Raw genomic sequence first — 25,118 nt, 5'->3', positions numbered from 1 at the left:
GTTATAAATATTGAAAATCAGGACTACAGATGATAAACCATGGCAAAAATATTAAAATTTTTACAGGTAACTCAAATCCTAAACTTGCCTCAGATATAGCCGACATCCTAGGATTACCAATTGGAGCTTCAGAAGTAGGAACTTTTAGTGATGGAGAAATATCTGTTAATATCCACGAAACGGTCAGGGGTGCAGATGTATTTGTTGTTCAGTCAACTAATGCTCCAGTAAATGACAATTTAATGGAATTACTTATTATGATTGATGCATTTAAGAGAGCTTCAGCAGGAAGAATAACTGCTGTTATACCATACTATGGATATGCAAGGCAAGATAGAAAAGCAAAAGCTAGAGATCCAATTACAGCGAAACTTGTGGCAGATATTATAACAACTGCAGGAGCTGATAGAGTACTTACTATGGACTTACATGCAGCTCAAATACAGGGGTATTTTAATATTCCTGTTGACAACATGACTGGTACACCGATACTTGCAAAGTATTATATTAAAAATGGATTTAAGGATAGGGATGATGTAGTTGTAGTTGCACCGGATCTTGGAAGTGTTGCTAGATCAAGAAAGTTTGCAGATAAATTGCATGCGCCAATAGCAATAATTGATAAGAGAAGACCGAAAGCTAATGTTGCAGAGATTATGAATGTTATAGGTGATATTAAGAATAAAACAGTTATAATGATGGATGATATGATAGATACTGCAGGGACAATAACTAATGGAGCTAATGCACTAGTTAAATTAGGAGCAAAGGATGTTTATGCATGTTGTAGTCATGGGGTTTTATCTGGACCTGCTATTCAAAGAATAAATGATTCAGTAATAAAAGAATTAATAATACTAAATACAATTGATATTCCAGAAGACAAACAATGCGCGAAATTTACTACATTATCTGTAGCACCAATTTTGGCAGAAGCTATAAAGAGAATATATGAGGATGTTTCTGTAAGCAAGTTATTTGAGGAAGAAAATAACTTATAATTACATATTTGAAAAATAGTGATGCACAATTTTTTATAATTGAGCATCACTATTTTTTTATGATTTGTTAGCAATTAATGTGAATTAATGGTTTGTAAAATTAAATTTACACAATATTTATATAATATCAGTATATGACTATACTATATATAAGCAGTAGTTATGTAAAGTGACTGAATTATATACCTGAAGAGGTGAATAATTTGTAACATTTTTAATAAAACTAATCAGTTAACATTAAAGTATGATAAATTAGTTATAAGGTGAATTATTCATAAGTATTTTTTAATAAATAATTTAGTATGTGATTTAGCTATTTTTAAGAGATGATAAGCAAAAACAATAAACGAAAATAATATAGAATAATTTGGAGGTACTGATATGGAAGGAACTATAGGAAAAATACTGATAGTTGATGATGACAAAAATATTGCTGAGGTAATTAAAATGTATCTTGAAAGCTCAGGGTATGCGACAAAAGTAGTACATGATGGTAGGGCTGCGCAGGAAGCTTTTTTAAGTTATAAACCAGACTTAGTGCTTTTAGATATAATGTTACCTTATATTGATGGTATAGACGTTTTAAAATGGATAAGAAAAGAGCATGAAACGCCAGTTATTATGCTTACTGCTAAAGGAGAAACCTTTGATAAGGTATTAGGGCTAGAACTTGGAGCAGATGACTATGTAGTAAAACCTTTTGAGCCAAAAGAAATAATTGCAAGAGTAAAAGCTGTGCTTAGGCGGTATAACTTAGATAATGGTGGGAAAGAAGTCCTGAATTTTGAGGATCTAGAAATTGATATTAACTCATATAATGTTACATATAAAGGTGCCGAGGTAAAAATGCCACCTAAAGAATTTGAATTAGTACATTATTTAGCACTTAACAAAAATAGGGTTTTTACTAGGCAACAATTGCTATGTGAGGTTTGGGGATATGATTACCCGGGAGACTCTAGAACAGTGGATGTACATGTTAAAAGAGTAAGAGAAAAGCTTCAAGGAGGACCGAATTGGCAGATTGAGACTGTTTGGGGAGTAGGATATAAATTTGAGGTGAAATAGATGGTGAAAAAAGGTCTTTTTTTTAAAATGCTAGCCACCTATACTATTATAATTTCAATGAGTTTGATAATTATTGCGTCATTTTTATCTTATTGGTTTCAAAATTATTTTTTCCAGGAGCGAAAAGAACAATTCTTAGATAAGTCATATATAATACAAGGACTCGCTATGAAATATATGACTGGGGATGCGTCGTCAGACGAAGTAAATAATATGATAACAATAATTGCTGAGTATATAAAGTCGGATATTTGGCTTACTGATAGTTATGGTTATGTTTACGCTGTATCTAATAAAGAACATAAGGAATTTATGGGAAAGCAAGTTTTTGCTACGGAACTTGCGAAGCTTAGACTTGGGCATACATTTGAAATCACAGGACCTTATGCTGGAATATTTGATAAAACTGTTAGAGTGTTTGGTACACCAATAAAGAATGATGCAGGTGTATTCAAGGGATCTATAATATTATACAATTCAATTGAAGAGGTAAGTGCATCATTAAAACGTGTGTATGAAATAATTTGGATATCTGCAATTTTTGCAATAATATTTTCTTGCATAGTTATATATTATTTCTCGCAAAAAATAATTATAAAGCCATTAGCGGAAATTAATTATGTAGCTAGAAGGATATCTAATGGGGATGTAGATAAAAGAGTTTATTTAAAATCTAACGATGAAATAGGTCAACTTGCTCAAACCTTTAATTTTATGGCGGATTCTGTAGAAAAGAATGAGAAAAATAGACGTGATTTCATATCGAATGTATCACATGAGATTAGATCACCTATAACATCAATTAAGGGGTTTATCGGTGGGATACTAGATGGAGTAATTCCTGAGGAAAAAGAAAAATATTACTTATCTATTGCTTACGAAGAAATTCAACGACTAACAAGGCTTGTAAACGACTTACTGGATATGTCTGCAATTGAAGCTGGTAAATTTAGTTTAAGGATTATGGAAGTGGATATAAATGAGATTATAAGACTTACAGTTATAAAAAATGAAACAAAAATTAAGGATAAAAGGGCATCGGTAGATGTATGCTTTGATGAGGATAATTTAATTGTAGCAGGAGACAAGGATAGGCTAGTTCAAGTTATTACAAATTTATTAGATAATGCAATAAAATATGTTAATGAAGGTGGAAAAATAAAAATTAGTTCAAAAGTTAAGGGGAAAAAGGCCTTCATATCCGTGTTCAATAATGGTCCACGAATAGATGATGACGATTTATTGCATATTTGGGATAGGTTTTACAAAGCTGATAAATCAAGAACGGCCAAAGAGAGTACTGGACTTGGATTATCTATAGTGAGAAATATAATAACTCAATTACAGGAAGATATATGGGTTGAAAATAAGGATAACGGGGTTTCGTTTATTTTTACGTTGATGAAAGTGAAATAATTTGCAATGCAACTAAAATATCACGATTTGTTCATATGTGTTTTAAAAACTTCAATGATATAGTTATGACCATTAGGGGGGGTGATGTTATGAATAATAAGGATAACTATGAGTCGTATGAAGAAATAAGAGATGCTATGTGGAAAAATGCAGATTGTGATCAAGATATATTTGGTGAGATTAAATTTAGAAAAAACAATAAAAAAAACTATTTTAAATTATTTATAAAAGTATTTAGTTTTATACTTATAGCAGCACTCTCTGGGGGAATTACAGCACAATATGTAGTTAATAAAGATAAGGCGCCAAAAGATATTACTGGTAATTTAAGTTCCGGTAGTTTGGAAAATAGTAATATCAAAGGTGTATATAGTAATAGTATTTCACAAGTTTCTGAAAAAGTAGCACCCGCAATAGTTGGAATTAGTAACAAAGAACAAGGATTGTGGGATACTCCAGAAGGAAGTGGTTCTGGAATTATATTTAAGAACGATGGCTATATTATAACTAATTATCATGTGGTTGAAGGTGCATCGCAAATAAAAGTAAAATTCAGTAATGATAAAGTTTTGAATGCAACAGTTGTAGGTACAGATGCTATATCGGATTTAGCAGTCATAAAAGTTGAGGCGAGCAATCTTCCTATTGCAACTTTTGCTGATTCATCAAAGGTTAATGTAGGTGATATAGCCATTGCCGTTGGTAACCCTCTAGGTGAACAGTTTTCGGGAATGGTTACTTCAGGTATTATAAGTGCACTAGATAGAAAAGTTAATATAGCTGATAAGAAAACTGGAGAACAAACTATGTATAAAATAATAGAAACTGATGCATCTATAAACGCAGAAAATAGTGGCGGAGCATTATGCAATATCTATGGGGAAGTTATTGGTATAAATAGTTTGAAAATAAGTTCAGCGAGTGGAGATCACGGAATGGGTTTTGCTATTAATGCAAACGAAGTTAAAGAAATTATTAAGGGCTTAATGACTAACGGTAAAATGATTAGACCTACTCTAGGTATTTATGGAGTGCCTTCAATTTCAAAAGGCAATGATACTAAGAAAGGTGTGTATGTACAAGATGTTATAAGTGGTAGTGGAGCAGCAGTAGCTGGAATTATGCCAAGCGATATTATAATGCAGATAGGGGATACGAGTGTTAGAAATATGGAAGATATAAGTAACGTTTTGGAAAAGTTCAAAATTTCTGATCGTTTATCCTGTAAAATCTGGAGAAATGGTAAAGCTCAAAATATTAATATAATTCTCTCTGAATTAAAAATCCACTAAAGATAAACTAGAACTAGGAATGACATTAATATAATTATATCATGATACGTAGGCATTAAAAAAATAACTAGCATACAAACTAGTTATTTTTTTAATATTATATTAGTAAAAAATATATACTATATGGTAATTATTGTGTAAAGTTGTGGATTAATATACTTTTTAGGTATAATATTATAAATATGAAAAGGAAAGAAATAATTATGTGAAAGGTATATATATTTAACATAATTATATATGGAGGTAATAATGTATTTGGTAGTTGGACTAGGAAATCCAGGAGATGAATATAAACATACAAGACATAATGTAGGATTTGATGTAATTGATTTAATGGCGGATAAGTATAATGTTTCAATTAATAGGATAAAATTTAAAGGTGTATGCACGGAAATTAACATAGCATCTGAAAAAGTCATTCTTTTAAAACCTAGTACATATATGAATTTAAGTGGGGAAAGTGTACGAGAAGCATCCTCATTTTATAAGATTCCTAATGAAAATATCATCATAATATATGATGATATTAGTTTGGATGCAGGTAAACTAAGAATAAGGAGCAAAGGTAGTGCTGGTGGACATAATGGCATAAAAAGCATCATTTCGTGTATGTCCTCAGATATATTTTCAAGAATTAAAATAGGTGTAGGTCAGCCACAGAAGGCACTAATACCACATGTTTTAGGACGTTTTTCTAAAGAAGATCGAGTGCTGGTTGGAAAGGCTTTTGAGGCTAGTATAGAAGCTACCAAAACTATAATAGAAAAAGGATGTACTGAGGCAATGAATCAATTTAATGGATTTATTGCTTAAATTAGATTTATTATTAAAATCATATATATATTTATGCGGTGAGTGAGAGGTGTTAACATGAGACTGAGTGGGCTTATGAAGCCTTTGAAAGAAAGTAATCAATTTAAAAACATTTTAATGAATATAGAGAAAGAAGCATATCCAATTGGTGTATATGGACTTTCGGAATCAGCAAAAAACTATCTAGTAAACGGTGTGTATGAACAACTAGATAAGTCTATATTAATATTAACACATAGTGATGTGGAAGCTAAAAATATTTACGATGACCTATCTTTTTATGTAAATGAAGTATACTATTTTCCTACTAGAGAAATGGGATTTTATAATGCAGATGCCGTATCTGGGGATTTGAGATGGGAAAGACTTAAAGTAATGAAAAAGATTATGGAAAAGGGTAAAAAAATAATAATTACTTGTATTGAGGCTTTGACAGCTACATATATTCCTAAAGAGTTACTAAAACAATATATTTTTAAATTGTCAGTAGGAAGTATATTAAAGTTCAAATTCTTTTCAGAAAAATTAATTCAGTGTGGCTATGAAAGAGTAGATAGGGTAGAAAACAAGGGACAATTTTCTATAAGAGGTGGGATCATAGATGTATATCCTCCTATATCGGTGCTACCTTTTAGGATAGAACTATATGACGACGAGATAGATTCTATAAGGACATTTAATAGTGAAACTCAAAGGAGTATTGATAAGGTAGCCGAAATAGAGATATTTCCGGCAAAGGAAATAATAATAACTGATGAGATTAGAGAAAAAGGATATAATAAAATAAAGGAAGATTTGGATAATGTAGTGGGTAAACTTAATAAAAAAAAGGACAAAGAAGTTATAGATAGAATAAAATCTTTAGTGAGTATTAACTTAGAATCATTAAATGAGACCTGGAGTTTCAAAGATATCGATAGTTATATGCCTTATTTTTATGATGCTACATCTACTTTCTTAGACTATATGAAGGGGTCATTTATAATAGTTGATGATGCACAAAGGTGTTTAGGCAAATTAGACAGTGTATATCTTGAGTTTGAAGAGAATTACGAAACTTTTTTAAAAAGGGGGAGTATACTGCCAAAGCAGGCGGAGGTTTTAGTTAATAAGCAGAATATATTTGAAGACTTAGAGTCACTTGAAGTTATGACAATAAATGCTATAGCTAAAACTACAAAACTACTTAAACCAAAATCCATAATATCTTTTTCTCAAATTACAATTTATGATTATCATGGACAATTAGATATGCTTATTGATGATATAAAGGATAAAAAAAGTAAAGGGTATAAGATCGTAATTCTATCTGGCACAAGGACTCGAGGTGAAAGACTTATAGGTACACTTCGCGATAGGGGAATTGAGAGTGTATATAAAGACAGTATTGCGGAGGTTGAATTTGGAGAAGTAGTTGTAACCTTTGGTAATCAATTAAAGGGATTTGAGTATCCACAGCTAAAACTATGTGTTATATCAGATAAAGAGGTTTTTGGTGGAGCAAAAAGAAAAACAACTAGTCGCGCAAGTAAAAAGGGAGTAAGTAAAATTAAGAGTTTTACAGAACTTAAATTGGGAGACTATGTTGTTCACGTAAATCACGGAATAGGTGTATATAAAGGAATTAAGCAGTTGGAGGTTCATGGCCATAAAAGAGATTATTTAGAACTTAGCTATAATTCTGGCGATACCCTCTATGTTCCAGTTGAACAATTAGATTTGGTACAAAAGTATATAGGAAGCGAAGGAAAAGCACCAAAAATTAGTAAACTAGGTGGCATAGAATGGGTTAAAGCTAAAAATAAAGTTAAGAATTCCATTGCAGACATAGCGGAGGATTTGGTAAAACTTTATGCAACAAGGGCTTCGCTTAAGGGTCATAGATATAGTAAGGATACCGTATGGCAAAAACAATTTGAAGAAGAATTTCCTTTTGACGAAACGCCAGATCAATTAGCAGCAATTGAAGAAATTAAGAAAGATATGGAATCGGATAAACCAATGGATAGGTTAATATGTGGAGATGTTGGATATGGTAAAACAGAAGTAGCGGTTAGAGCGGCGTTTAAAGCAGTTATGGATGGTAAGCAAGTCGCATTTCTAGTGCCAACTACAATACTCGCTGAGCAGCATTATAAAAATTTAACCAAAAGATTTTCTGATTTTCCAGTAAAAGTGGAAATGGTTAGTAGGTTTAGAACACCAGCTGAGCAGAAGGTTGTTATAAAAGCTACAAAAGAGGGAAACGTAGATATATTAATAGGAACTCACAGGATAATTCAGAGCGATGTAAAGTTTAAAGATCTTGGAGTATTAATTATAGACGAGGAACAACGTTTTGGGGTTACACACAAGGAGAAAATAAAGAGTTTAAGAAAGAATATAGATGTAATTACACTAACAGCAACTCCTATCCCAAGAACTCTGCATATGTCTCTTACAGGAGTTCGCGACATAAGTGTAATAGAAACACCACCAGAAGAGAGATATCCAATACAAACCTATGTGGTGGAGTTTAATGATCAATTAATAAGGGATGCTATTCTAAGAGAACTTAATAGAAATGGTCAAATTTTCTTTGTGTACAATAGAGTAGAAACTATTAAAGAAATGGCGGCGTATATGGGTAAATTAGTTCCAGAAGCTAGAGTATGCATTGCACATGGGCAAATGACTGAAAGAGAATTAGAATCTGTTATGATAGATTTTATGGAAAAAAAGTATGATATATTAATGTGTACTACAATCATCGAGACAGGGATAGATATCCAAAATACAAATACAATTATTATTTATGAGGCAGATAAGATGGGACTTTCTCAGCTTTACCAATTAAGAGGCAGAGTTGGTAGGTCAAATAGAATAGCTTATGCATACCTTACTTATAAAAAAGATAAGGTGTTAACGGAGGTTGCTGAAAAGAGACTTAAAGCAATTAAGGATTTTACGGAGCTTGGGTCAGGTTTTAAAATTGCAATGAGAGATCTTGAAATTCGTGGTGCTGGGAATATGATGGGCGGTGCCCAACACGGTCATATGGCAGCCGTTGGTTACGATTTATACTGTAGGATGCTTGAAGAAACAGTTAAAAATATAAGAGGGGATGTAGAAAAGGAACTTATTGAAACATCTGTTGAAATAAAGATAGATGCGTATATTCCTGGAACCTATATTGAAGATGAAATGCAAAAAATTGAAATTTATAAAAAGATTGCAGCTATTGATTGTCATGAAGACATGTTAGATATACAAGAGGAAATAGAAGATAGGTTTTCAGACATACCAACTAGTGTTGCTAATCTTATGGATATTGCCTATCTTAGATGTATATCAGCAGAAGTTGGTATAATTGAAATTAGAGAAGAAAAGGAAGAGATAATATTACAGTTTGATAAAAGCGATCGAATAAATAAAGAGTTAGTTAAAGCCTTGGTTACTAAATATAATAGGAGTATTGTATTTAAATTAGGGAAGGAGCCGGCATTTGCATATAAACTAAAGAATTCAAATAAAGAAGAGATGCTTGCGAATCTGATAGAGATCGTAAATTACATAAAAAGTATAGTTGAAAATAAGTAAATTTGTGTTAAAATTAATGGGTATCGCAGAAGAACTTTTAAAAGCGATATTACATATAGAATGGGGGAAGTAAAATGAAAAACGTAAAAAAGATAATTAGTACGGCTTTAATAACTATGTTTGCTACATCGTTAATAGGTTGTAATATGATTGAAAAAACACCACAAGGTATTGCTAAAAGTCCAGTAGCAAAAGTTTTTGGTGCTAAAATAACAAGAGGTCAGGTAGATGAACAATTAGCAGGTGTTATAAAACAACTAGAAACACAATATGGAACAAATTATAAAGATAATACTGAGGCTATGAAGCAGCTAACAACACAAAAACAGCAAGTATTAGAAGGCTTAGTTACTGAAAAAATTGTAAATTATAAGGCGGAAGAGCTTAAATTAATGCCTACCGATGCTCAATTAAACGCGCAAATAACCAATCAGCTAACAGAAATAAAGAAAAGTTTGGGAACAGACGCGAAGTATACCGAGGCATTAGCACAAGCTAATCTTACAGAAGAAGCACTAAAGGCAAGAATAAAGCCAAGTGTTATTCAGGATGTGTTATATACTGAAATCACAAAGAATGTTAAAGTCACTGAGGCACAGGAAAAAGCATACTACAAGGCTAATCCAAATGAATTTACAGACGGTACAATTCATGCAGCTCATATTTTAGTTCCAACAGAAGCAGAGGCTAAGGCTATTAAGAAACGTTTAGATGCTGGTGAAGACTTTGCTAAACTGGCAAAAGAAAAAGGTACAGATGGAACTAAGGATAATGGTGGAGATTTAGGTACTTTAAAGTACAACGATGCTCAAATGGATAAAACATTTATGGCAGCGGCTATAAAGTTAAAAGAAGGCACAATTTCACAGCCAGTTAAAACTCAATTTGGATATCACATAATAAAATCAATTCAAAATAAAGCGACTCCCATAAAGAAATTTGATGCAGTTAAGTCAGAAGTACAAAAAACACTTTTAACGACTAAAAAAACTAGTGCTTGGACAGAAGCTATGAAAAAATGGCAAACAGAAGCTAAAATAGTTAAATACGATAAAAATTTATAATAATTGATTTCATAATTTTATAAAGAATACCTTTAATTAATATAAAGGTATTCTTTATTTTTTTGTAAATTAAGTTATTAAAATGAAAAAGTTTGGAAAATAAAATTTTGATTTAAGTATTATAGGTCTTTTTTTTGGGATAAAATTAAACATATACAAAAGTGCATAAAATTCCAAGTTTAGAAAGATAATAATAGAGCTAGTATATTATATAAGATTTTATAAAAGGAGGAATTATTCAAATGAAAGCAACAGGAATAGTAAGACGTATAGATGATTTAGGAAGAGTTGTTATACCTAAGGAAATAAGAAGAACTCTGAGAATACGAGAAGGAGATCCACTAGAAATATTTACTGATAGAGAAGGTGGAGTTATTTTGAAGAAATATTCACCTATAGGGGAATTAAGTGAATTTTCTAGAGAATATGCTGAATCATTACAACAGACTATTGGTAACATAATTATTATATGCGATAAAGATAACATAATATCTGTAAGCGGCTGTCCTAAAAAAGAATACGTAGATAAAAAGGTTAGTATTGAACTAGAAAAAATAATGGAAAACAGAAAAGCAATTGTGTTAGGCGAAGGTTCAGAAAAAGTTATAGCTATATATGAAGATGAAGCAGAAAACAAATACAATGCACAGGTTATTGCACCTATAATAACGGAGGGAGATGCTATTGGTGCAGTACTAATAACTTCCACAGAAGCAGAAGTTAAATTTGGAAATTTAGAATTAAAACTAGCTGAAACTGCAGCTTCTTTTCTAGGAAAACAAATGGAACAATAGTCGTAAAAACCTCTGAAGTATATATTGCTGAGGGAAGTGAAACACTTTTTCAGTAATATATACTTTTATTTTTTTTGAAAAAATAGTAATAATAACCTCTTAAATCAAATAATTATAATCAGAGACTGTAATTATTACATATACCTAACGAATACAAGGAGGTTATTATGAAGAAACATTCATTAATAAAAGGAACTATTATACTTGGAATGGCAGGATTATTCGCGAGATTTTTGGGGCTGTTTTTTAGAATACCAATACAGGCACTTATAGGGGACGAGGGGATGGGATACTACCAGATGTCCTATCCACTCTATATGTTTTTTGTAGCAGTAGCATCAGGCGTACCAATAGCTATGTCTAAGCTTATATCTGAAATGAACGCTAAGAATGATAGGGAGGGAGTTCATCAGGTCTTAAGACAAACACTTATTTTTATGCTTATATTAGGTGCAGCATTTACTACATTTATGTTAATGTTTGCAAGGCCTATTATAACTATATTAAAGTGGAATCCTAAAGCGTATTACTCTTTTTTGGCTATTGCTATAGCACCGATATTTGTTTCTATTATGTGTACATTTAGAGGCTTTTTTCAAGGACTTCAAAATGTTAGACCAACTGCCATATCACAAGTAGTAGAACAGGTTGGAAGAGTTGTGGCTGGAGTTTTGTTCGCGTATTTGTTATTTCCAAAGGGTATAGAATATGCAGCTGGAGGAGCAGCTCTTGGAACACTAGTTGGTGCGATTATGGGAAGTATATATTTGGTTTCAACCTATGTTAAAGTAAAAAAAGAGCAACCAGTAATAAGAAAAAAGATGCATAAATATATTTTAGGAGATTTAGCTAAAGCCGCATTGCCTATATCTATGGGCGCTGCAGTAGGTACTATTATGTCATTAATAGATTCTATTCTAGTGCCACAGCAGCTTCTAAAAGCAGGATTCACTCAATTACAATCTGCCGTAATGTATGGCCAATTAACTGGAAAGGTGTTCACCTTGATGAATGTACCTTTAGCACTTTCTGTGGCACTGTGCGCATCTCTGGTGCCAATAATTGCAGAATCATTTTCTTTAGGCAAAAGACAGGAACTCATTAAAAGGGTAGATATGGCTGTTAAATTGTCTAATGTTATTGCATTACCATCAGCTTTAGGCATGTTTTTTATGGCATACCCTATAATGAATTTAGTTTTTATGAAAGACGCGGCAGGATATGAAATTCTTAAATATATATCAATATGTATACCTTTTGTTATATTAACACAAACCAGTACTGCAATACTCCAGAGTATTGGGAATTATATGAAACCTGTTTATAATTTGGCAGTAGGGTGTGTGATAAAAGTAATTGTAACATACGTATTAGTTTCATTTTCAAATGTAAATATATATGGAGCAGTTATAGGAACAATATTAGGATATGTTACAAGTTGTTTATTAAATATGCACGAATTAAAGAAAAGTTTAAATATTAAATTTAATAGGGTTGATGCATTTATAAAACCAGCTATTGCTGCTAGTATAATGATAGTTGCAGTTGTATTTAGCAATGCTATTGTCTATAATTATACAATGAGTAAAGGATTGTCTTGCATAATATCTATAATGATAGGCATTATTGTTTATTTAATATTTGTTTTTCTTCTTAGAATATTTAAATATCAAGAAATTAAAAACAAATTTTCAAGGCGAAAATAAAAAAACAAAGGGGTAGAAGCTAATGATTAAAGTAGTGGGACTTGGTCCGGGATCGATAGAATCACTAACTATAGGAACACTCGAAATTCTTAAGGGTGATAAAAAAGTTTATTTAAGAACAGAAAAACATCCTACGGTAGATTATCTAAAGTCCATATGTATTAAATTTGAAACCTATGATAATAAATATGAAGAATATAACAATTTTGATGATGTGTATAGGTCGATTGCAGAAGATCTTATTGAAAAACATGGAATATATGGAGATATTATTTATGGAGTACCAGGTCATCCTCTTGTTGCAGAAACAACTGTCAAACTTTTATTGAAACTTTGTGAAAAAAACAATATTGATATAGAAATTATGCCTGCGGTAAGTTTCATAGATGCTGTTATTCAGAGCTTAAAAATAGATCCTATAGAAGGATTAAAAATTATAGATGCGTTTGATATAAAAAATCAGATTTTAGATAAAAGAGTAGGGCTTTTAATAACTCAAGTTTACAATGTTTCTATAGCAACAGATGTAAAACTTGCTTTACTTGATTACTACAAAGATGATATGAAAATCCAATTTGTTAGAGCGGCAGGTGTAGCGGGTCTAGAAAGCATCAGAGAGATTAACTTATATGAATTAGATAGGCAAAAAGATATAGATTACTTAACTTCAATATTTATACCAAAAGACCTAGAGGCTACAAAAGATTTTTATGATTTAATAGGAGTTATAGATACGTTAAGAGATGAAAATGGGTGTGAATGGGACAAACATCAAACCCATGAATCCTTAAAAAAATGTCTTATTGAAGAATCTTATGAGGTAATAGATGCAATAAATTCAAAGGATGAAGATAATATGGTTGAGGAGCTAGGAGATGTATTGCTTCAAGTGGTATTTCATTCACAAATAGGAAAAGAAGAAGGATTCTTTAATATAGCTGATGTTATTAAAGGTGTTACAAATAAGATGATAAATAGGCATCCTCATATTTTTAAAAACAAAGAAAGTAAGGATATTAATCAAGTTTTAGAAAGTTGGGACAAAATTAAAATAAAAGAAAAAGGTTTTAGTAGTTATACAGATACATTAAAACATGTATCTAAAAGTTTGCCGGGGTTAATGAGGGCAGAAAAAGTTCAGCAAAAGGCAGCGAAAGTTGGGTTTGATTTTAACTGCGTTGAACTTGCAATGGAAAAAGTCTTGGAGGAATTACAAGAAGTAAGAGATGTATATAAAGGGAAAAATAGGGCAAAAATAGTAGAAGAAGTGGGAGATTTAGTGTTTTCTACTGTAAATGTTGCTAGACTACTTGACATAGACCCTGAATTTGCAGTAAATTATACTATAGATAAATTTATCAATCGCTTCCGGTACATAGAAGAAAATGCAAGGACTAAGGGTCTAGATGTAAATAAAATGTCAATTGCACAAATGGACGAATTATGGAACGAATCAAAATCACGATAAATTTATTTGTAAAATAAAACTAGACCTAAAAGAAGGAATTTCAAAATTAGTGAAGAATATGCTATTTAATAGTGTACTTATTACGAGGAGGTAACAAAAATGAATAAATCAGAATTAATAACAAGTATTTCAGAAAAATCTAATTTAACAAAAAAAGATGCGGAAGCAGCGCTAAAAGGGATTATAGAAAGTATTGAAGAAACATTAGAAAAAGGTGAGAAAGTTCAGTTGGTTGGATTTGGAACTTTTGAAACAAGAGCAAGAGCAGCAAGAATGGGAAGAAACCCAAGAACAAAGGAAGAAATACAAATTGCAGCTTCAACAGTTCCAGTATTTAAAGCTGGTAAAGAATTTAAAGATATAGTAAATAAATAGTTTTACAATGATGTAGAAAACCTGGATGTATATCTAGGTTTTTTATTTTAATAATTTTGATTTATAAATTATTAAAGTAGTAAGAAATCTTAAAAAGGGGAAGTATAAATGAGATTAGATAAATATTTAAAAGTATCAAGAATTATAAAGAGAAGAACAATTGCAAAAGAAGCTTGTGCAAGTGGTAGAGTTTCTATAAATGACAAAGTAGCGAAGGCTGGGACGGTTGTATCCGAAAGTGATCTTATTGAAATAAAATTTGCAAATCAAGTTTTAAAGGCTAAAATTATAAATATAGCAGAGCATGTTACTAAAGAAAGTGCAAAAGAAATGTATGAAATAATTTCAGGAAGAGAAGACAAAGAATAAATGTTATTAAATATAATTCTTAATTAAGTTTTTTTAGCATATATATTTTATAGGAATATAATGATATGTAATTAATTAAGAGTTGAGAATAGGAAAAATTCCCTAATTCCCAATTTTTTAAAGTATAATTAATAAGGGGGATATTATGGAAATAAGAAAAGACACAAAAATAGAAGATAAGAAAAGTATATTAATGCTTGAAAACAGAAAAAAGTTAACTATTAATGGAGTTATAGAGGTTATAAATTTTAATGAAAATCAAATATTGTTAAATACAGATGTTGGAACAATGATTGTTAAGGGAAAAGAATTAAAGATGAATAAGTTAGATGTTCAAAATGGTGATGTTATAATAACTGGTAAAGTTGATTCTTTTGTGTATACTAGTGATAAAAGTAAAGTTAAAAAAGATAGTATAATATCAAGATTGTTTAGGTAGGGTATGTTATGATAATTTCATTGATGGGTCAACTTAAACTTATAATATTCAGTTTGTTATCTGGTATAATAACAGGAGTGTTTTTTGATGTTTATAGATTAATAAGAGGCTTTGAAAATCCTAACAAAATTTTGACTATAATACAAGATTTATTATTTTGGACATTAACTTCTATAGTGGTTTTTATATTTTTGATGTATACTAACGAGGGATACATAAACTTTTATGTGTATGTATGTTTGATAATAGGAGTATACTTATATTTGAGACTCATAAGCAGAGTCTTTATAAAGCTCCAATACAGATCATTAAAATTCAATGGAAGAGTAGTTAGGATTGTATGGAATGTTATTTTATACCCAGTCAATTTATTGCTTTATAAGCTGAAAATAAAAAAAAAGGGTAAATTATAAAGAAATAGCTTGAAGAAATGTGCAATACAAATTAAAATAGATTTATAAAGCTAAAAGAATACTCATTCCATTGAAAGGAAAAGGGTATGGAGATGAAAAAAAAATTTAGTATTAAAGGTGTCGTATTAGTTCTTGTTATGGTGTATGTTGGTTATCTTTTAATTCAGCAACAGACAACCATGGTTAGACAAAAAAAAGAACTACAAAAGTATAATGTTGAATTACAAAAGAAAAAAGAAGAAAAGAAATCGTTACAGGATGAAGTACAGTTATCTAAAACTGACAAATATATAGAAAAATTGGCAAGAGAAATATTAGGTCTTGTTAAAGAAGGTGAAACTCCTGTAATGGATAATAAAAATTAAAAACTAAATGCTATAATCATTGTTATACTTATTATTAAATTAATATATAAAATAAAAAACATAATTTTTAAGGAGGAGTCTTTTTAATATGACCTTAATGGCTGGAAGTATTGTAGAAGGTAAAGTAGTAAATATCACCAATTTTGGTGCATTTGTAGAAGTGGAGGGTAAAACAGGTTTAGTGCATATATCTGAAGTTTCAGATACATTCGTTAAAAATGTTAATGATCATCTTAAAGAAAATGACATAGTAAAAGTAAAAGTTATTTCTGTAGATGATAATGGTAAGATAAGCTTATCAATAAAACAAGCTGGAGTACCTAAAAGGTCTATTAAACCAATGGAAATAGATTGGGATAAGGAAAAAAGCAAGTCGAATACATGTAATTTTGAAGATATAATGACTAAATTTCTAAAAGACAGTGAAGAAAGATTTCAAGATGTGAAAAAACATCAAGAAGGAAAAGGAAGAGGTTATAGTAAAAAAACTTCAAGTTATTAGTAAAAAAAATTAAAGTTATTAGTAAAAGTTGTAGGAACTAAGTATTTAGTTCCTATTTTAAAAAAAATAAAAAGTTATTGACAACGGTTTATACATCATATATAATAAAACATGTTGCCATGAGGTAGCATTTTAGATGCTAGCAAGTAGTTATAAACAACAACTAAGCTGGAGTGGCGGAACTGGCAGACGCACAGGACTTAAAATCCTGCGGTGGTTAAACACCGTACCGGTTCGATTCCGGTCTTCAGCACCAAATATCGCGGGATGGAGCAGTTGGTAGCTCGTCGGGCTCATAACCCGAAGGTCGTGGGTTCAAGTCCTACTCCCGCAACCAATATGGCGGAATAGCTCAGCTGGCTAGAGCATTCGGTTCATACCCGAAGGGTCGTAGGTTCAAGTCCTATTTCCGCTACCACTTTAATATATATTTTTTATATATTCAATACATAAATTATAAAAAAAGTATTGACATGCGGAAGATATTATTATATAATTGAAATTGATTTTAAAAAGATCATATGGGAACAAACTAAAGTAATCTAATGTAGAAACATAAAACTTAATATAACAACTAAATGTTTTTCTAATGAAGTTTGAATTTTCAACACTAATATCGCGGGATGGAGCAGTTGGTAGCTCGTCGGGCTCATAACCCGAAGGTCGTAGGTTCAAGTCCTACTCCCGCAACCATTAAGTTTTAACTAGTCAATATAATTATAAAATTAATTTTTATAGTAACGAGTTAAAATTAATTTAAATTTAAAACATTTAAGTTTAAGAGTGCAAATTGAATAAATAATAAACATTAATATCGCGGGGTGGAGCAGTTGGTAGCTCGTCGGGCTCATAACCCGAAGGTCACAGGTTCAAGTCCTGTCCCCGCAACCAATAAGTTTTAATTACTCAATGTGTAAGTTAAGTGAATTTTTAATGAATAGGCTGGAGTGGCGGAACTGGCAGACGCACAGGACTTAAAATCCTGCGGTGGTTAAACACCGTACCGGTTCGATTCCGGTCTTCAGCACCAAATATCGCGGGATGGAGCAGTTGGTAGCTCGTCGGGCTCATAACCCGAAGGTCGTAGGTTCAAGTCCTACTCCCGCAACCATTAAATTTTAAATTACTAATACATAAAGTTATAAAATTATATAAAATAGGCTGGAGTGGCGGAACTGGCAGACGCACAGGACTTAAAATCCTGCGGTGGTTAAACACCGTACCGGTTCGATTCCGGTCTTCAGCACCAATATCGCGGGATGGAGCAGTTGGTAGCTCGTCGGGCTCATAACCCGAAGGTCGTAGGTTCAAGTCCTACTCCCGCAACCAAATACGGCGGAATAGCTCAGCTGGCTAGAGCATTCGGTTCATACCCGAAGGGTCGTAGGTTCAAGTCCTATTTCCGCTACCATAACTCACAAGGAGACTTGTGAGTTATTTTTTTACGTTAAAAAATATGATATTAATATATGAATGTACAAAAACATATAAGTATAAATTTCTCGAATATATAATGTCATGAAGTGACAAGCTTCATATAATACTCTAAAACCTACTATATTAATATGGTAGGTTTTTTTATATTATAGGGAATGTATAATTCGTATGTAAAAAATATACAAATTATTGTCTCATAAAAAATGTACAAGCATCTCATCTTATGACAATTATTTCCAAACAGTTTTGTTATAATGAAGTCCTAATTATAAAGGTGGGTGAGTTGTAATATGCAATACGGAATTGATATATTTCCATACGAGAGACTTAAAAAAGCGAAAGATGAAGCTCAAAAGAAGAACGCATTAAATGCTAGTTTAATTATTAGAGGAATAGTTTATTTTGCAGTAAGCTTATTGATAAGCAGAGTCCTTCTTCTTAATAATACTGCACCATTTGGTATAGCTTTTTTAATAGCTACAGTATTTATTAATAATGATAGGGTTTCATTAATTACAGCCAGTGGTACATTTATAGGCTATATCACTTTATATAGTAGTATAAAGAATTTACCTTCATATTTAATAGTAATAGTTACAATTGCTTGTTTAAGCCACATTTTTATTAAAATGGAGGTTAAAACAAAAGCTTTAGCTAGTATGTTTGCAATTATTATATTCGAATTGTTTGCCTATAATTTTTTTATTGTTAGAGTAGGTGCATTAATGGCCTTTTTAAATTCGTTTTTTCTAGTGTTATGTATCTTTCCTTTATACTTTATTCTAGATTATAGTCTTTTATGCTTCAAGGAAATCAAAACAAAACATATATTTTCAAATGAAGAAATTATAAGTATGTCAATAATAAGTTCTTTGATTATAGCAGGTACTTGGGGGCTTAGTATTTTTACTATATCAATTACTAATATATTAGGACTAGCCTTTGTAATAATAATTGCATACATTAATGGGAGTGGAGCTGGTGCTGCATCAGGAGTTGCTATGGGCATTATTGTAGGAATGTCTTCTCAAAATATGATTGTGTTTATAGGTATGTATGGCATTTGTGGTTTAATAACAGGAGTTTTTAAAGAAACTGGAAAACTTTTAAGTGCAACATCTTATTTAGTAGCTTTTTCAATAATAAAAATATATTGTATTACTGGACCTGCGTTCATGGTATTTGAAGCTTTTGTAGCAGCAGTAATATTTTTACTAATACCACAAAATGTTTATGAAAAGTTATCTATGGAGTTTAATTCAGATAAAAAAAAGCAGAATATAGAGCAGGGTTACATAAACAAAATTAAGGATACGTTTGTAGGAAGGCTAAATAACTTTTCAGATGTACTCACTAATATGTCTGATATATTAAATAATTTAGTGGACAATGAAAAACTAGCAATGAAAGGTAAAAGCAGTGCGCTTGTGGAAAATCTTGCTGATAGGGTGTGTAGCAATTGCAATATGAAGTCTATGTGTTGGAAAAGAGAATTACATTATACATATGCAGCCTTTGAGGAATTAATACAAAATTTTGAAAGGAAAAGTAATATTGTACCAGAAGAAATTGAAAGAAAATGTATAAAGAGGACTGCAATACTTAAAAATGCAGAAGACATCGTTAACAAACATATTATAAATGAAATGTGGCGAACGAGACTTAGTGAAGGTCGCGAGCTTTTAGCAAATCAAATTGGAAATATGGCGAACTCTGTAGGAGAAATCGTTGAAGAATTTAATTCTGAAATACAAATAGATGCTCCTATGGAGAAACTTATATGTAGAGCATTGGATAAAAATAGAATTAAGCATAATGATCTTATGTGTTTAAATGATAAGCTCGGCCGATTGAGCATTAAATTGTCACTTAATGCTTGTAGCGGGAAACAGATGTGCGTAAAGGATTTATTACCTATTATAAATAGTGTAACAGGAAAGTGTATGTGTGTTAGCGATGAGGGGTGTTGCATAGATGCAAAGACCAATATGTGCAAGGTAACGATTGAAGAAACACCTAAGTTTCATGTGGTGTCAAGCGTTGCTAGGCAGTGTAAAGAGGGTGAAAAGTTCAATGGTGATAGCTATAGCTTTGGTAAGCTTGCGGATGGAAGTTATATGTCAGTTATTAGTGATGGAATGGGTTCAGGGCCTCAAGCAGGTAGAGAGAGTGAGGCTGCTGTTGAACTAATAGAAAAATTTACATCAGCAGGGTTTAGTAAGATTACGGCAATTAATACTGTAAACTCAATAATGACATTGAGGTTCTCTCAAGAAGAAAAGTTTTCAACTATTGATTTGAGTAGTATAGATTTATATACTGGTGAAATTGATTTTCTAAAAGTGGGAGCTGTTGCAACATTCTTAAAATCTGGTGATAATTTAGAAATCATTAAATCAAAGTCCCTTCCTATTGGTGTTTTAGATAAGGCGGATATAGACATACAACAAAGGAGTTTGAGAAATGGTGATGTTATGGTTATGCTAAGTGACGGGGTATTAGATTATAATGATGAAAATGTAGGCAGAGTGGATTGGGTTGTTGATTATTTGGGTAAAAATAATTGTAATAATCCAAACGAACTAGCTGATGGATTGCTTGCACAGGCAAAAAAATTAAGTGGAAATAAGGTAAAAGATGATATGACAGTTCTCGTTTCAAAGATATATAGTTTATATTAATAAGTATAAAAGAAAAGTTAAGCTCCTGTAAATTAGATCTATGTTTAAGATAACAATTGCTAAGACATTAGTGAAATGGGAAACAAAAAAATGGAGAATTTATATGAAGGGAGAAAAAGCTTCTTTTATGTTCTTCATTTTTTCCTTTTTAGAGTTATGTTTAATAAATGGTAAATATATGTTACTATATTATATAGTAATATGATATAGTAATATGAGATTAAAATAATACAAACATATAAAACTATAATAAATTATAAAATAATTTTGGGAAGTGAAAGTTTTGTCAGAAAAAGTAATGAATTATATAAAAAAAAATCTAATGTTTGATAAGGGAGATAAAGTTATAGTTGCAGTTTCTGGTGGGCCGGACTCCACATGTTTATTATATATTTTAAATGGACTTAAGGAAGAATTGGGGATTACACTTATTGGCGCACATATAAACCATTGTCTTCGAGGGGATGAATCTGATAAAGATGAGGAATATGCAAAAACAACTTGTGAAAATCTGGATATAGATTTTTATAGTAAAAAAATTGATATAAACAAAGTTTCACAGGAAAAAAACTTGTCTTGCGAGATGGCCGGACGAGAAGTTAGATACAAATTTTTCGAGGAACTTATTATTAAATTAAAAGCGAATAAGGTTGCATTGGCACATAATGCGAATGATCAAGCTGAGACTATTTTGATGAGGATTATGAGGGGAACAGGTATTGCGGGAATGATAGGCATAAGGCCTGTGCGCGATAAAATATATGTAAGGCCTATACTTCATCTTAGTAGAAAAGTAATAGAAAAATACTGCTTAGATAATAATATAAGTCCAAGAATAGATAAAACAAATTTAGAAAATATATATGCGAGAAATAAAGTAAGACTTGAATTAATTCCATACATTGAAGAAAATTTTAATAAGGATATAATAAAAACATTAAATCGATTATCAGATATTGTGAAAATTGATAATGAATATTTGGAAGATATTTCTCATAAAGAATATGAAAAATATTGTGAGATAGGTGAGCAAAGGGTTATAATAAATAAAAGCGCGTTTGCGGATCATGAAGCGATTTTAAGTAGAATCATTAGAAGTGCTTTGCTTGAGCTAAAACACAACCTATATAATTTTGAGAAGATTCATATATCTAGCATTATAGAACTTCAAAAACATGAAACAGGTAAAAGCATAATGCTACCTCAGAATATAATAGTTGAAAACTGTTATGGGAATATAATAATTCATTTACATGAGGAAGCTATTGAAGCTTATAGCAATCAGTATTCTCTAAACGTTAATCAGAAAAACATAATTCATTCATTAAACAAAGTAGTAAGAATCGATGTTAGATCTAAGATGCAATATACTGAATTTATAGGAAATGATAGTATTAAGTATTTTGATTACGATAAGATTTTGGAGCCAATAACATTAAGGCACAGAAAAGATGGGGATAAGTTTGTGCCACTGGGTATGATAGGTAATAAGACAATTAGTGATTTATTTATTGATTTAAAAATACCTAAAGAAAAAAGAAATGAAATACCTTTAATATGTTTTGGAAATGATATAGGTTGGGTAGTTGGGTATAGGGTTAGTGAAAAATTCAAGGTTTCAAAAGATACTAAAAATATATTGCAGATTAGAATTGGAAGTGAGGAATAAGAATGAACAATGATATTAAAGAAGTAATGTACAACGAAGATCAATTAAGGGATAAGGTCAGGCAAATGGGAGCAAAGGTAAGTAATGATTATTCTGGTAAGGAACTTATACTTATTGGTATTTTAAAAGGTTCCGTTATATTTATGGCGGATTTAGTAAAACAAATTACAATTCCATGTAAAATGGATTTTATGGCAGTCTCTAGCTATGGAAATTCTACTGAGACTTCTGGAGTTGTAAAAATATTAAAGGATCTTGACTTTGAAATTCAAGGAAAGGATGTATTAATAGTAGAAGATATTATAGATTCTGGAGTTACACTAAAATATCTTACAAAATATCTAAGGGCAAGAAAGCCGAATAGTTTAGAAATTATTTGTTTACTTAATAAACCAGAAAGAAGAAGGGTAAATATAGATGTAAAATATGTAGGATATGATGTACCGGATTACTTTCTTGTAGGCTTTGGACTTGACTATGCAGAAAAATATAGAAATTTACCATACATAGGAATACTCAAAGATGAAATATATAAGTAAATATGAATAAAATGTATATTATATTAATTAGTTATTAATATAATGTATTATTGTCAAGCGCTTTTTAATGTGATAAAATTTCATAGTAAATAAAAAGAGAGGGGGGTTTCTAATGAAGAAAATTTCTAGTGCATCAATATGGCTCGTAGTATTTGTACTCGTGATTTTTGCAAGCCTAGCCTTACTTGAAACTAATAAAAGTAAAACCACACTCAGTGTTGATAAATTTCAAGAACATTGGGTTAAGAAAGATATTAAAAGTGTTCAAGTAAGAGAAGATAAGACGGTAGCAGGAGTATTAAAGGACGGAACACAATATGAAACCATAGTTCCACTCGAGAGATTAATGCAAGTTATGGACAAATACCCGAATGCAAGCGTTACGGAAACATACGTAAAGCCAGCTAGCATGCCTATGTGGTTACAAATAGTACCAACATTGCTTATTATATTAATGTTAGTAGCATTTTGGTTTATGTATATGCAACAATCGCAAGGTGGCGGTGGCGGTGGTAATAGAGGCGTAATGAATTTTGGAAAAAGTAGAGCTAAAATAGCAACGCCAGATAAGAAAAAAGTTACATTTGATGATGTGGCAGGCGAGGATGAGGAAAAGGAAGAACTCGCAGAAGTTGTAGATTTCCTTAAGCAACCTAAAAGGTACCTAGAAGCGGGTGCTAGAATTCCTAAAGGTATTCTTCTTGTAGGACCACCAGGTACAGGTAAGACTTTACTTGCAAGAGCGGTATCAGGAGAAGCAGGGGTTCCATTCTATAGTATATCAGGTTCTGACTTTGTAGAAATGTTTGTTGGTGTTGGAGCTTCAAGAGTAAGAGACTTATTTGAGCAAGCAAAGAAAAGTGCTCCTTGTATAATATTTATTGATGAAATTGATGCAGTAGGTAGACAAAGAGGCGCTGGAGTAGGTGGAGGTCATGATGAAAGGGAACAAACTCTAAATCAACTATTAGTTGAAATGGATGGATTTGGCGTAAATGAAGGTATAATCATGATAGCTGCTACAAATAGACCAGACATACTGGATCCTGCTCTTTTGAGACCGGGTAGGTTTGATAGACATATATTAGTGGGTGCACCTGATGTTAAGGGAAGAGAAGAAATATTAAAGGTACATTCAAAAAATAAACAGTTATCAGATGAAGTAAAGCTTGATGTATTAGCTAAAAGAACACCAGGATTCACTGGTGCAGATTTAGAGAATTTAATGAATGAAGCTGCATTACTTACAGTAAGAAAAAGCAAAAAAATTATAGAAATGCAAGAGTTAGATGAAGCGGTAACTAGAGTTATTGCTGGACCTGAAAAGAAGAGTAAGGTAATAAGCGAAAAAGATAGAAAATTAACAGCGTATCATGAAGCAGGGCATGCTGTAGTAATGAAATATTCTCCATTATCAGATCCAATTCATCAAATAAGTATTATACCAAGAGGTATGGCGGGTGGATACACAATGCATTTACCTGAAGAAGATACTGCTTATACTTCAAAACTAAAACTTAAAGATGAGATTGTTGGATTACTCGGAGGTAGAGTTGCTGAAAAACTAATATTACATGATATTAGTACTGGTGCTAAAAACGATATTGATAGAGCATCAGCAATTGCAAGAAAAATGATTATGGAATATGGTATGAGTGATGAACTCGGACCAATATCATTTGGTAATGATCATAACGAGGTATTCCTTGGAAGAGATTTAGGTAAGAGCAGAAACTTCAGTGAAGAAATAGCTAATAAAATAGATTCAGAAGTTAAGGCTATTATTGATGAAGCCTATTCAAAGGCTGAAAAGATTCTTGCTGAAAACGAAAGCAAACTTCATGCAGTAGCTCAAGAACTACTGTTAAAGGAAAAACTCGAAGGAGCAGACTTTGAGGCTATTATAGCTAGAACAGAGTCAAGTCAAATCGAATTATCAAAGAGCTAGCAAAAAGAGACATACAGTAAATTAACTGTATGTCTCTTTTTTAACCTAAACTCTAATTCAACATTTATTATTAATTGTGATATAATACAAAGGATTAGTAATTAACATATAATTTGTTAGTTAATCCAACTACAACATAGAAACTAATAATATAATACATTTAAAAAATGACAGAAATAA

The 25,118-nt window shown here is 31.3% G+C and carries 20 protein-coding genes and 10 tRNA genes; all 30 read left to right on the top strand.

All coding sequences use genetic code 11. The features are described 5' to 3' along the window. Window positions 1-29: 29 nt before the first annotated feature. The 30 genes from LGK95_RS15495 to ftsH all read left to right on the top strand — a co-directional run bounded on the left by LGK95_RS15495 (window position 30) and on the right by ftsH (window position 24,938). Window positions 30-1,001, top strand: a complete 972-nt coding sequence (locus tag LGK95_RS15495) for a ribose-phosphate diphosphokinase (protein WP_226125677.1) — start codon at window positions 30-32, stop codon at window positions 999-1,001. Window positions 1,002-1,382: 381 nt separating this feature from the next. Beyond that, entirely contained in the window at window positions 1,383-2,069 is a 687-nt protein-coding gene (locus tag LGK95_RS15490) for a response regulator transcription factor (RefSeq protein ID WP_226125676.1), read from the top strand. A 3-nt stretch (window positions 2,070-2,072) separates the two neighbouring features. Then, window positions 2,073-3,485, top strand: coding sequence for a sensor histidine kinase (locus LGK95_RS15485; RefSeq protein ID WP_226125717.1), 1,413 nt, complete (start codon window positions 2,073-2,075; stop codon window positions 3,483-3,485). A gap of 89 nt (window positions 3,486-3,574) precedes the next feature. Beyond that, window positions 3,575-4,777: a S1C family serine protease gene (locus LGK95_RS15480; RefSeq protein ID WP_319001933.1), complete on the top strand. Its 1,203-nt coding sequence runs from the start codon at window positions 3,575-3,577 to the stop codon at window positions 4,775-4,777. Window positions 4,778-5,026: 249 nt separating this feature from the next. Beyond that, window positions 5,027-5,590, top strand: a complete 564-nt coding sequence (pth, locus tag LGK95_RS15475; RefSeq protein WP_226125675.1) for an aminoacyl-tRNA hydrolase — start codon at window positions 5,027-5,029, stop codon at window positions 5,588-5,590. Window positions 5,591-5,647: 57 nt separating this feature from the next. Beyond that, entirely contained in the window at window positions 5,648-9,169 is a 3,522-nt protein-coding gene (mfd, locus tag LGK95_RS15470) for a transcription-repair coupling factor (protein WP_226125674.1), read from the top strand. A gap of 74 nt (window positions 9,170-9,243) precedes the next feature. Beyond that, window positions 9,244-10,233, top strand: coding sequence for a peptidylprolyl isomerase (locus LGK95_RS15465; protein ID WP_226125673.1), 990 nt, complete (start codon window positions 9,244-9,246; stop codon window positions 10,231-10,233). 242 nt (window positions 10,234-10,475) lie between these two features. Continuing rightward, window positions 10,476-11,027, top strand: a complete 552-nt coding sequence (spoVT, locus tag LGK95_RS15460) for a stage V sporulation protein T (RefSeq protein WP_264174580.1) — start codon at window positions 10,476-10,478, stop codon at window positions 11,025-11,027. A gap of 167 nt (window positions 11,028-11,194) precedes the next feature. Further along, window positions 11,195-12,733 (top strand): putative polysaccharide biosynthesis protein, encoded by a 1,539-nt coding sequence (locus tag LGK95_RS15455; RefSeq protein ID WP_226125672.1) that lies wholly within the window; start codon window positions 11,195-11,197, stop codon window positions 12,731-12,733. A gap of 22 nt (window positions 12,734-12,755) precedes the next feature. After that, a complete protein-coding gene (locus LGK95_RS15450; protein WP_226125671.1) occupies window positions 12,756-14,201 on the top strand; it encodes a bifunctional methyltransferase/pyrophosphohydrolase YabN in 1,446 nt (481 codons plus the stop codon). A gap of 99 nt (window positions 14,202-14,300) precedes the next feature. Further along, the gene (locus LGK95_RS15445) at window positions 14,301-14,576 is read left to right on the top strand and encodes an HU family DNA-binding protein (protein ID WP_216304589.1); all 276 of its coding nucleotides are present in this window, start codon (window positions 14,301-14,303) and stop codon (window positions 14,574-14,576) included. A gap of 108 nt (window positions 14,577-14,684) precedes the next feature. After that, window positions 14,685-14,945 carry an RNA-binding S4 domain-containing protein gene (locus tag LGK95_RS15440; RefSeq protein ID WP_226125670.1) on the top strand — a complete coding sequence of 87 codons (261 nt, stop codon included), beginning with the start codon at window positions 14,685-14,687 and terminating at the stop codon, window positions 14,943-14,945. A gap of 145 nt (window positions 14,946-15,090) precedes the next feature. Then, on the top strand, window positions 15,091-15,384 hold the full coding sequence (gene yabP / locus LGK95_RS15435; protein ID WP_226125669.1) for a sporulation protein YabP: 294 nt from the start codon (window positions 15,091-15,093) through the stop codon (window positions 15,382-15,384). Window positions 15,385-15,392: 8 nt separating this feature from the next. Beyond that, complete coding sequence (gene yabQ, locus LGK95_RS15430) at window positions 15,393-15,797, top strand: spore cortex biosynthesis protein YabQ (protein WP_226125668.1); 405 nt, start codon at window positions 15,393-15,395, stop codon at window positions 15,795-15,797. A 92-nt stretch (window positions 15,798-15,889) separates the two neighbouring features. Continuing rightward, window positions 15,890-16,162 carry an FtsB family cell division protein gene (locus LGK95_RS15425; protein WP_226125667.1) on the top strand — a complete coding sequence of 91 codons (273 nt, stop codon included), beginning with the start codon at window positions 15,890-15,892 and terminating at the stop codon, window positions 16,160-16,162. Window positions 16,163-16,250: 88 nt separating this feature from the next. Further along, the gene (locus tag LGK95_RS15420; protein WP_226125666.1) at window positions 16,251-16,664 is read left to right on the top strand and encodes a S1 domain-containing RNA-binding protein; all 414 of its coding nucleotides are present in this window, start codon (window positions 16,251-16,253) and stop codon (window positions 16,662-16,664) included. Window positions 16,665-16,831: 167 nt separating this feature from the next. Next, window positions 16,832-16,920: transfer RNA gene (locus tag LGK95_RS15415), tRNA-Leu, on the top strand. 5 nt (window positions 16,921-16,925) lie between these two features. Next, window positions 16,926-17,001, top strand: a tRNA-Met gene (locus LGK95_RS15410). A gap of 4 nt (window positions 17,002-17,005) precedes the next feature. Then, window positions 17,006-17,082 (top strand) — tRNA-Met (locus tag LGK95_RS15405). A 199-nt stretch (window positions 17,083-17,281) separates the two neighbouring features. Beyond that, window positions 17,282-17,357: transfer RNA gene (locus tag LGK95_RS15400), tRNA-Met, on the top strand. A gap of 122 nt (window positions 17,358-17,479) precedes the next feature. Beyond that, window positions 17,480-17,555: transfer RNA gene (locus tag LGK95_RS15395), tRNA-Met, on the top strand. Between the two features lie 50 nt (window positions 17,556-17,605). Continuing rightward, window positions 17,606-17,694: transfer RNA gene (locus LGK95_RS15390), tRNA-Leu, on the top strand. Between the two features lie 5 nt (window positions 17,695-17,699). Then, window positions 17,700-17,775 (top strand) — tRNA-Met (locus tag LGK95_RS15385). A 49-nt stretch (window positions 17,776-17,824) separates the two neighbouring features. Continuing rightward, a tRNA-Leu gene (locus LGK95_RS15380) sits at window positions 17,825-17,913 on the top strand. A 4-nt stretch (window positions 17,914-17,917) separates the two neighbouring features. Beyond that, a tRNA-Met gene (locus tag LGK95_RS15375) sits at window positions 17,918-17,993 on the top strand. A 5-nt stretch (window positions 17,994-17,998) separates the two neighbouring features. Further along, a tRNA-Met gene (locus LGK95_RS15370) sits at window positions 17,999-18,075 on the top strand. Between the two features lie 316 nt (window positions 18,076-18,391). Continuing rightward, entirely contained in the window at window positions 18,392-20,782 is a 2,391-nt protein-coding gene (spoIIE, locus tag LGK95_RS15365) for a stage II sporulation protein E (RefSeq protein WP_226125665.1), read from the top strand. 283 nt (window positions 20,783-21,065) lie between these two features. Next, the gene (gene tilS, locus LGK95_RS15360) at window positions 21,066-22,451 is read left to right on the top strand and encodes a tRNA lysidine(34) synthetase TilS (protein WP_226125664.1); all 1,386 of its coding nucleotides are present in this window, start codon (window positions 21,066-21,068) and stop codon (window positions 22,449-22,451) included. 2 nt (window positions 22,452-22,453) lie between these two features. After that, on the top strand, window positions 22,454-22,990 hold the full coding sequence (hpt, locus tag LGK95_RS15355) for a hypoxanthine phosphoribosyltransferase (protein WP_226125663.1): 537 nt from the start codon (window positions 22,454-22,456) through the stop codon (window positions 22,988-22,990). A gap of 112 nt (window positions 22,991-23,102) precedes the next feature. Continuing rightward, on the top strand, window positions 23,103-24,938 hold the full coding sequence (ftsH, locus tag LGK95_RS15350; RefSeq protein WP_226125662.1) for an ATP-dependent zinc metalloprotease FtsH: 1,836 nt from the start codon (window positions 23,103-23,105) through the stop codon (window positions 24,936-24,938). Window positions 24,939-25,118: the final 180 nt, after the last annotated feature.

Source organism: Clostridium algoriphilum (genome assembly GCF_020443705.1).
GTDB lineage: Bacteria > Bacillota > Clostridia > Clostridiales > Clostridiaceae > Clostridium_AD > Clostridium_AD algoriphilum.
Note: the sequence above shows the minus strand (reverse complement) of the source record. Positions and strands in the feature narration are given on the sequence as shown.

Excerpts from the sequence above, each read along its gene's own strand:
- LGK95_RS15495 (WP_226125677.1), top strand. The coding sequence starts at position 30 with ATGATAAACCATGGCAAAAATATTAAAATTTTTACAGGTAACTCAAAT.
- LGK95_RS15490 (WP_226125676.1), top strand. The coding sequence starts at position 1,383 with ATGGAAGGAACTATAGGAAAAATACTGATAGTTGATGATGACAAAAAT.
- LGK95_RS15480 (WP_319001933.1), top strand. The coding sequence starts at position 3,575 with ATGAATAATAAGGATAACTATGAGTCGTATGAAGAAATAAGAGATGCT.
- pth (WP_226125675.1), top strand. The coding sequence starts at position 5,027 with ATGTATTTGGTAGTTGGACTAGGAAATCCAGGAGATGAATATAAACAT.
- mfd (WP_226125674.1), top strand. The coding sequence starts at position 5,648 with ATGAGACTGAGTGGGCTTATGAAGCCTTTGAAAGAAAGTAATCAATTT.
- LGK95_RS15465 (WP_226125673.1), top strand. The coding sequence starts at position 9,244 with ATGAAAAACGTAAAAAAGATAATTAGTACGGCTTTAATAACTATGTTT.
- spoVT (WP_264174580.1), top strand. The coding sequence starts at position 10,476 with ATGAAAGCAACAGGAATAGTAAGACGTATAGATGATTTAGGAAGAGTT.
- LGK95_RS15455 (WP_226125672.1), top strand. The coding sequence starts at position 11,195 with ATGAAGAAACATTCATTAATAAAAGGAACTATTATACTTGGAATGGCA.
- LGK95_RS15450 (WP_226125671.1), top strand. The coding sequence starts at position 12,756 with ATGATTAAAGTAGTGGGACTTGGTCCGGGATCGATAGAATCACTAACT.
- LGK95_RS15445 (WP_216304589.1), top strand. The coding sequence starts at position 14,301 with ATGAATAAATCAGAATTAATAACAAGTATTTCAGAAAAATCTAATTTA.
- LGK95_RS15440 (WP_226125670.1), top strand. The coding sequence starts at position 14,685 with ATGAGATTAGATAAATATTTAAAAGTATCAAGAATTATAAAGAGAAGA.
- yabP (WP_226125669.1), top strand. The coding sequence starts at position 15,091 with ATGGAAATAAGAAAAGACACAAAAATAGAAGATAAGAAAAGTATATTA.
- yabQ (WP_226125668.1), top strand. The coding sequence starts at position 15,393 with ATGATAATTTCATTGATGGGTCAACTTAAACTTATAATATTCAGTTTG.
- LGK95_RS15425 (WP_226125667.1), top strand. The coding sequence starts at position 15,890 with ATGAAAAAAAAATTTAGTATTAAAGGTGTCGTATTAGTTCTTGTTATG.
- LGK95_RS15420 (WP_226125666.1), top strand. The coding sequence starts at position 16,251 with ATGACCTTAATGGCTGGAAGTATTGTAGAAGGTAAAGTAGTAAATATC.
- spoIIE (WP_226125665.1), top strand. The coding sequence starts at position 18,392 with ATGCAATACGGAATTGATATATTTCCATACGAGAGACTTAAAAAAGCG.
- hpt (WP_226125663.1), top strand. The coding sequence starts at position 22,454 with ATGAACAATGATATTAAAGAAGTAATGTACAACGAAGATCAATTAAGG.
- ftsH (WP_226125662.1), top strand. The coding sequence starts at position 23,103 with ATGAAGAAAATTTCTAGTGCATCAATATGGCTCGTAGTATTTGTACTC.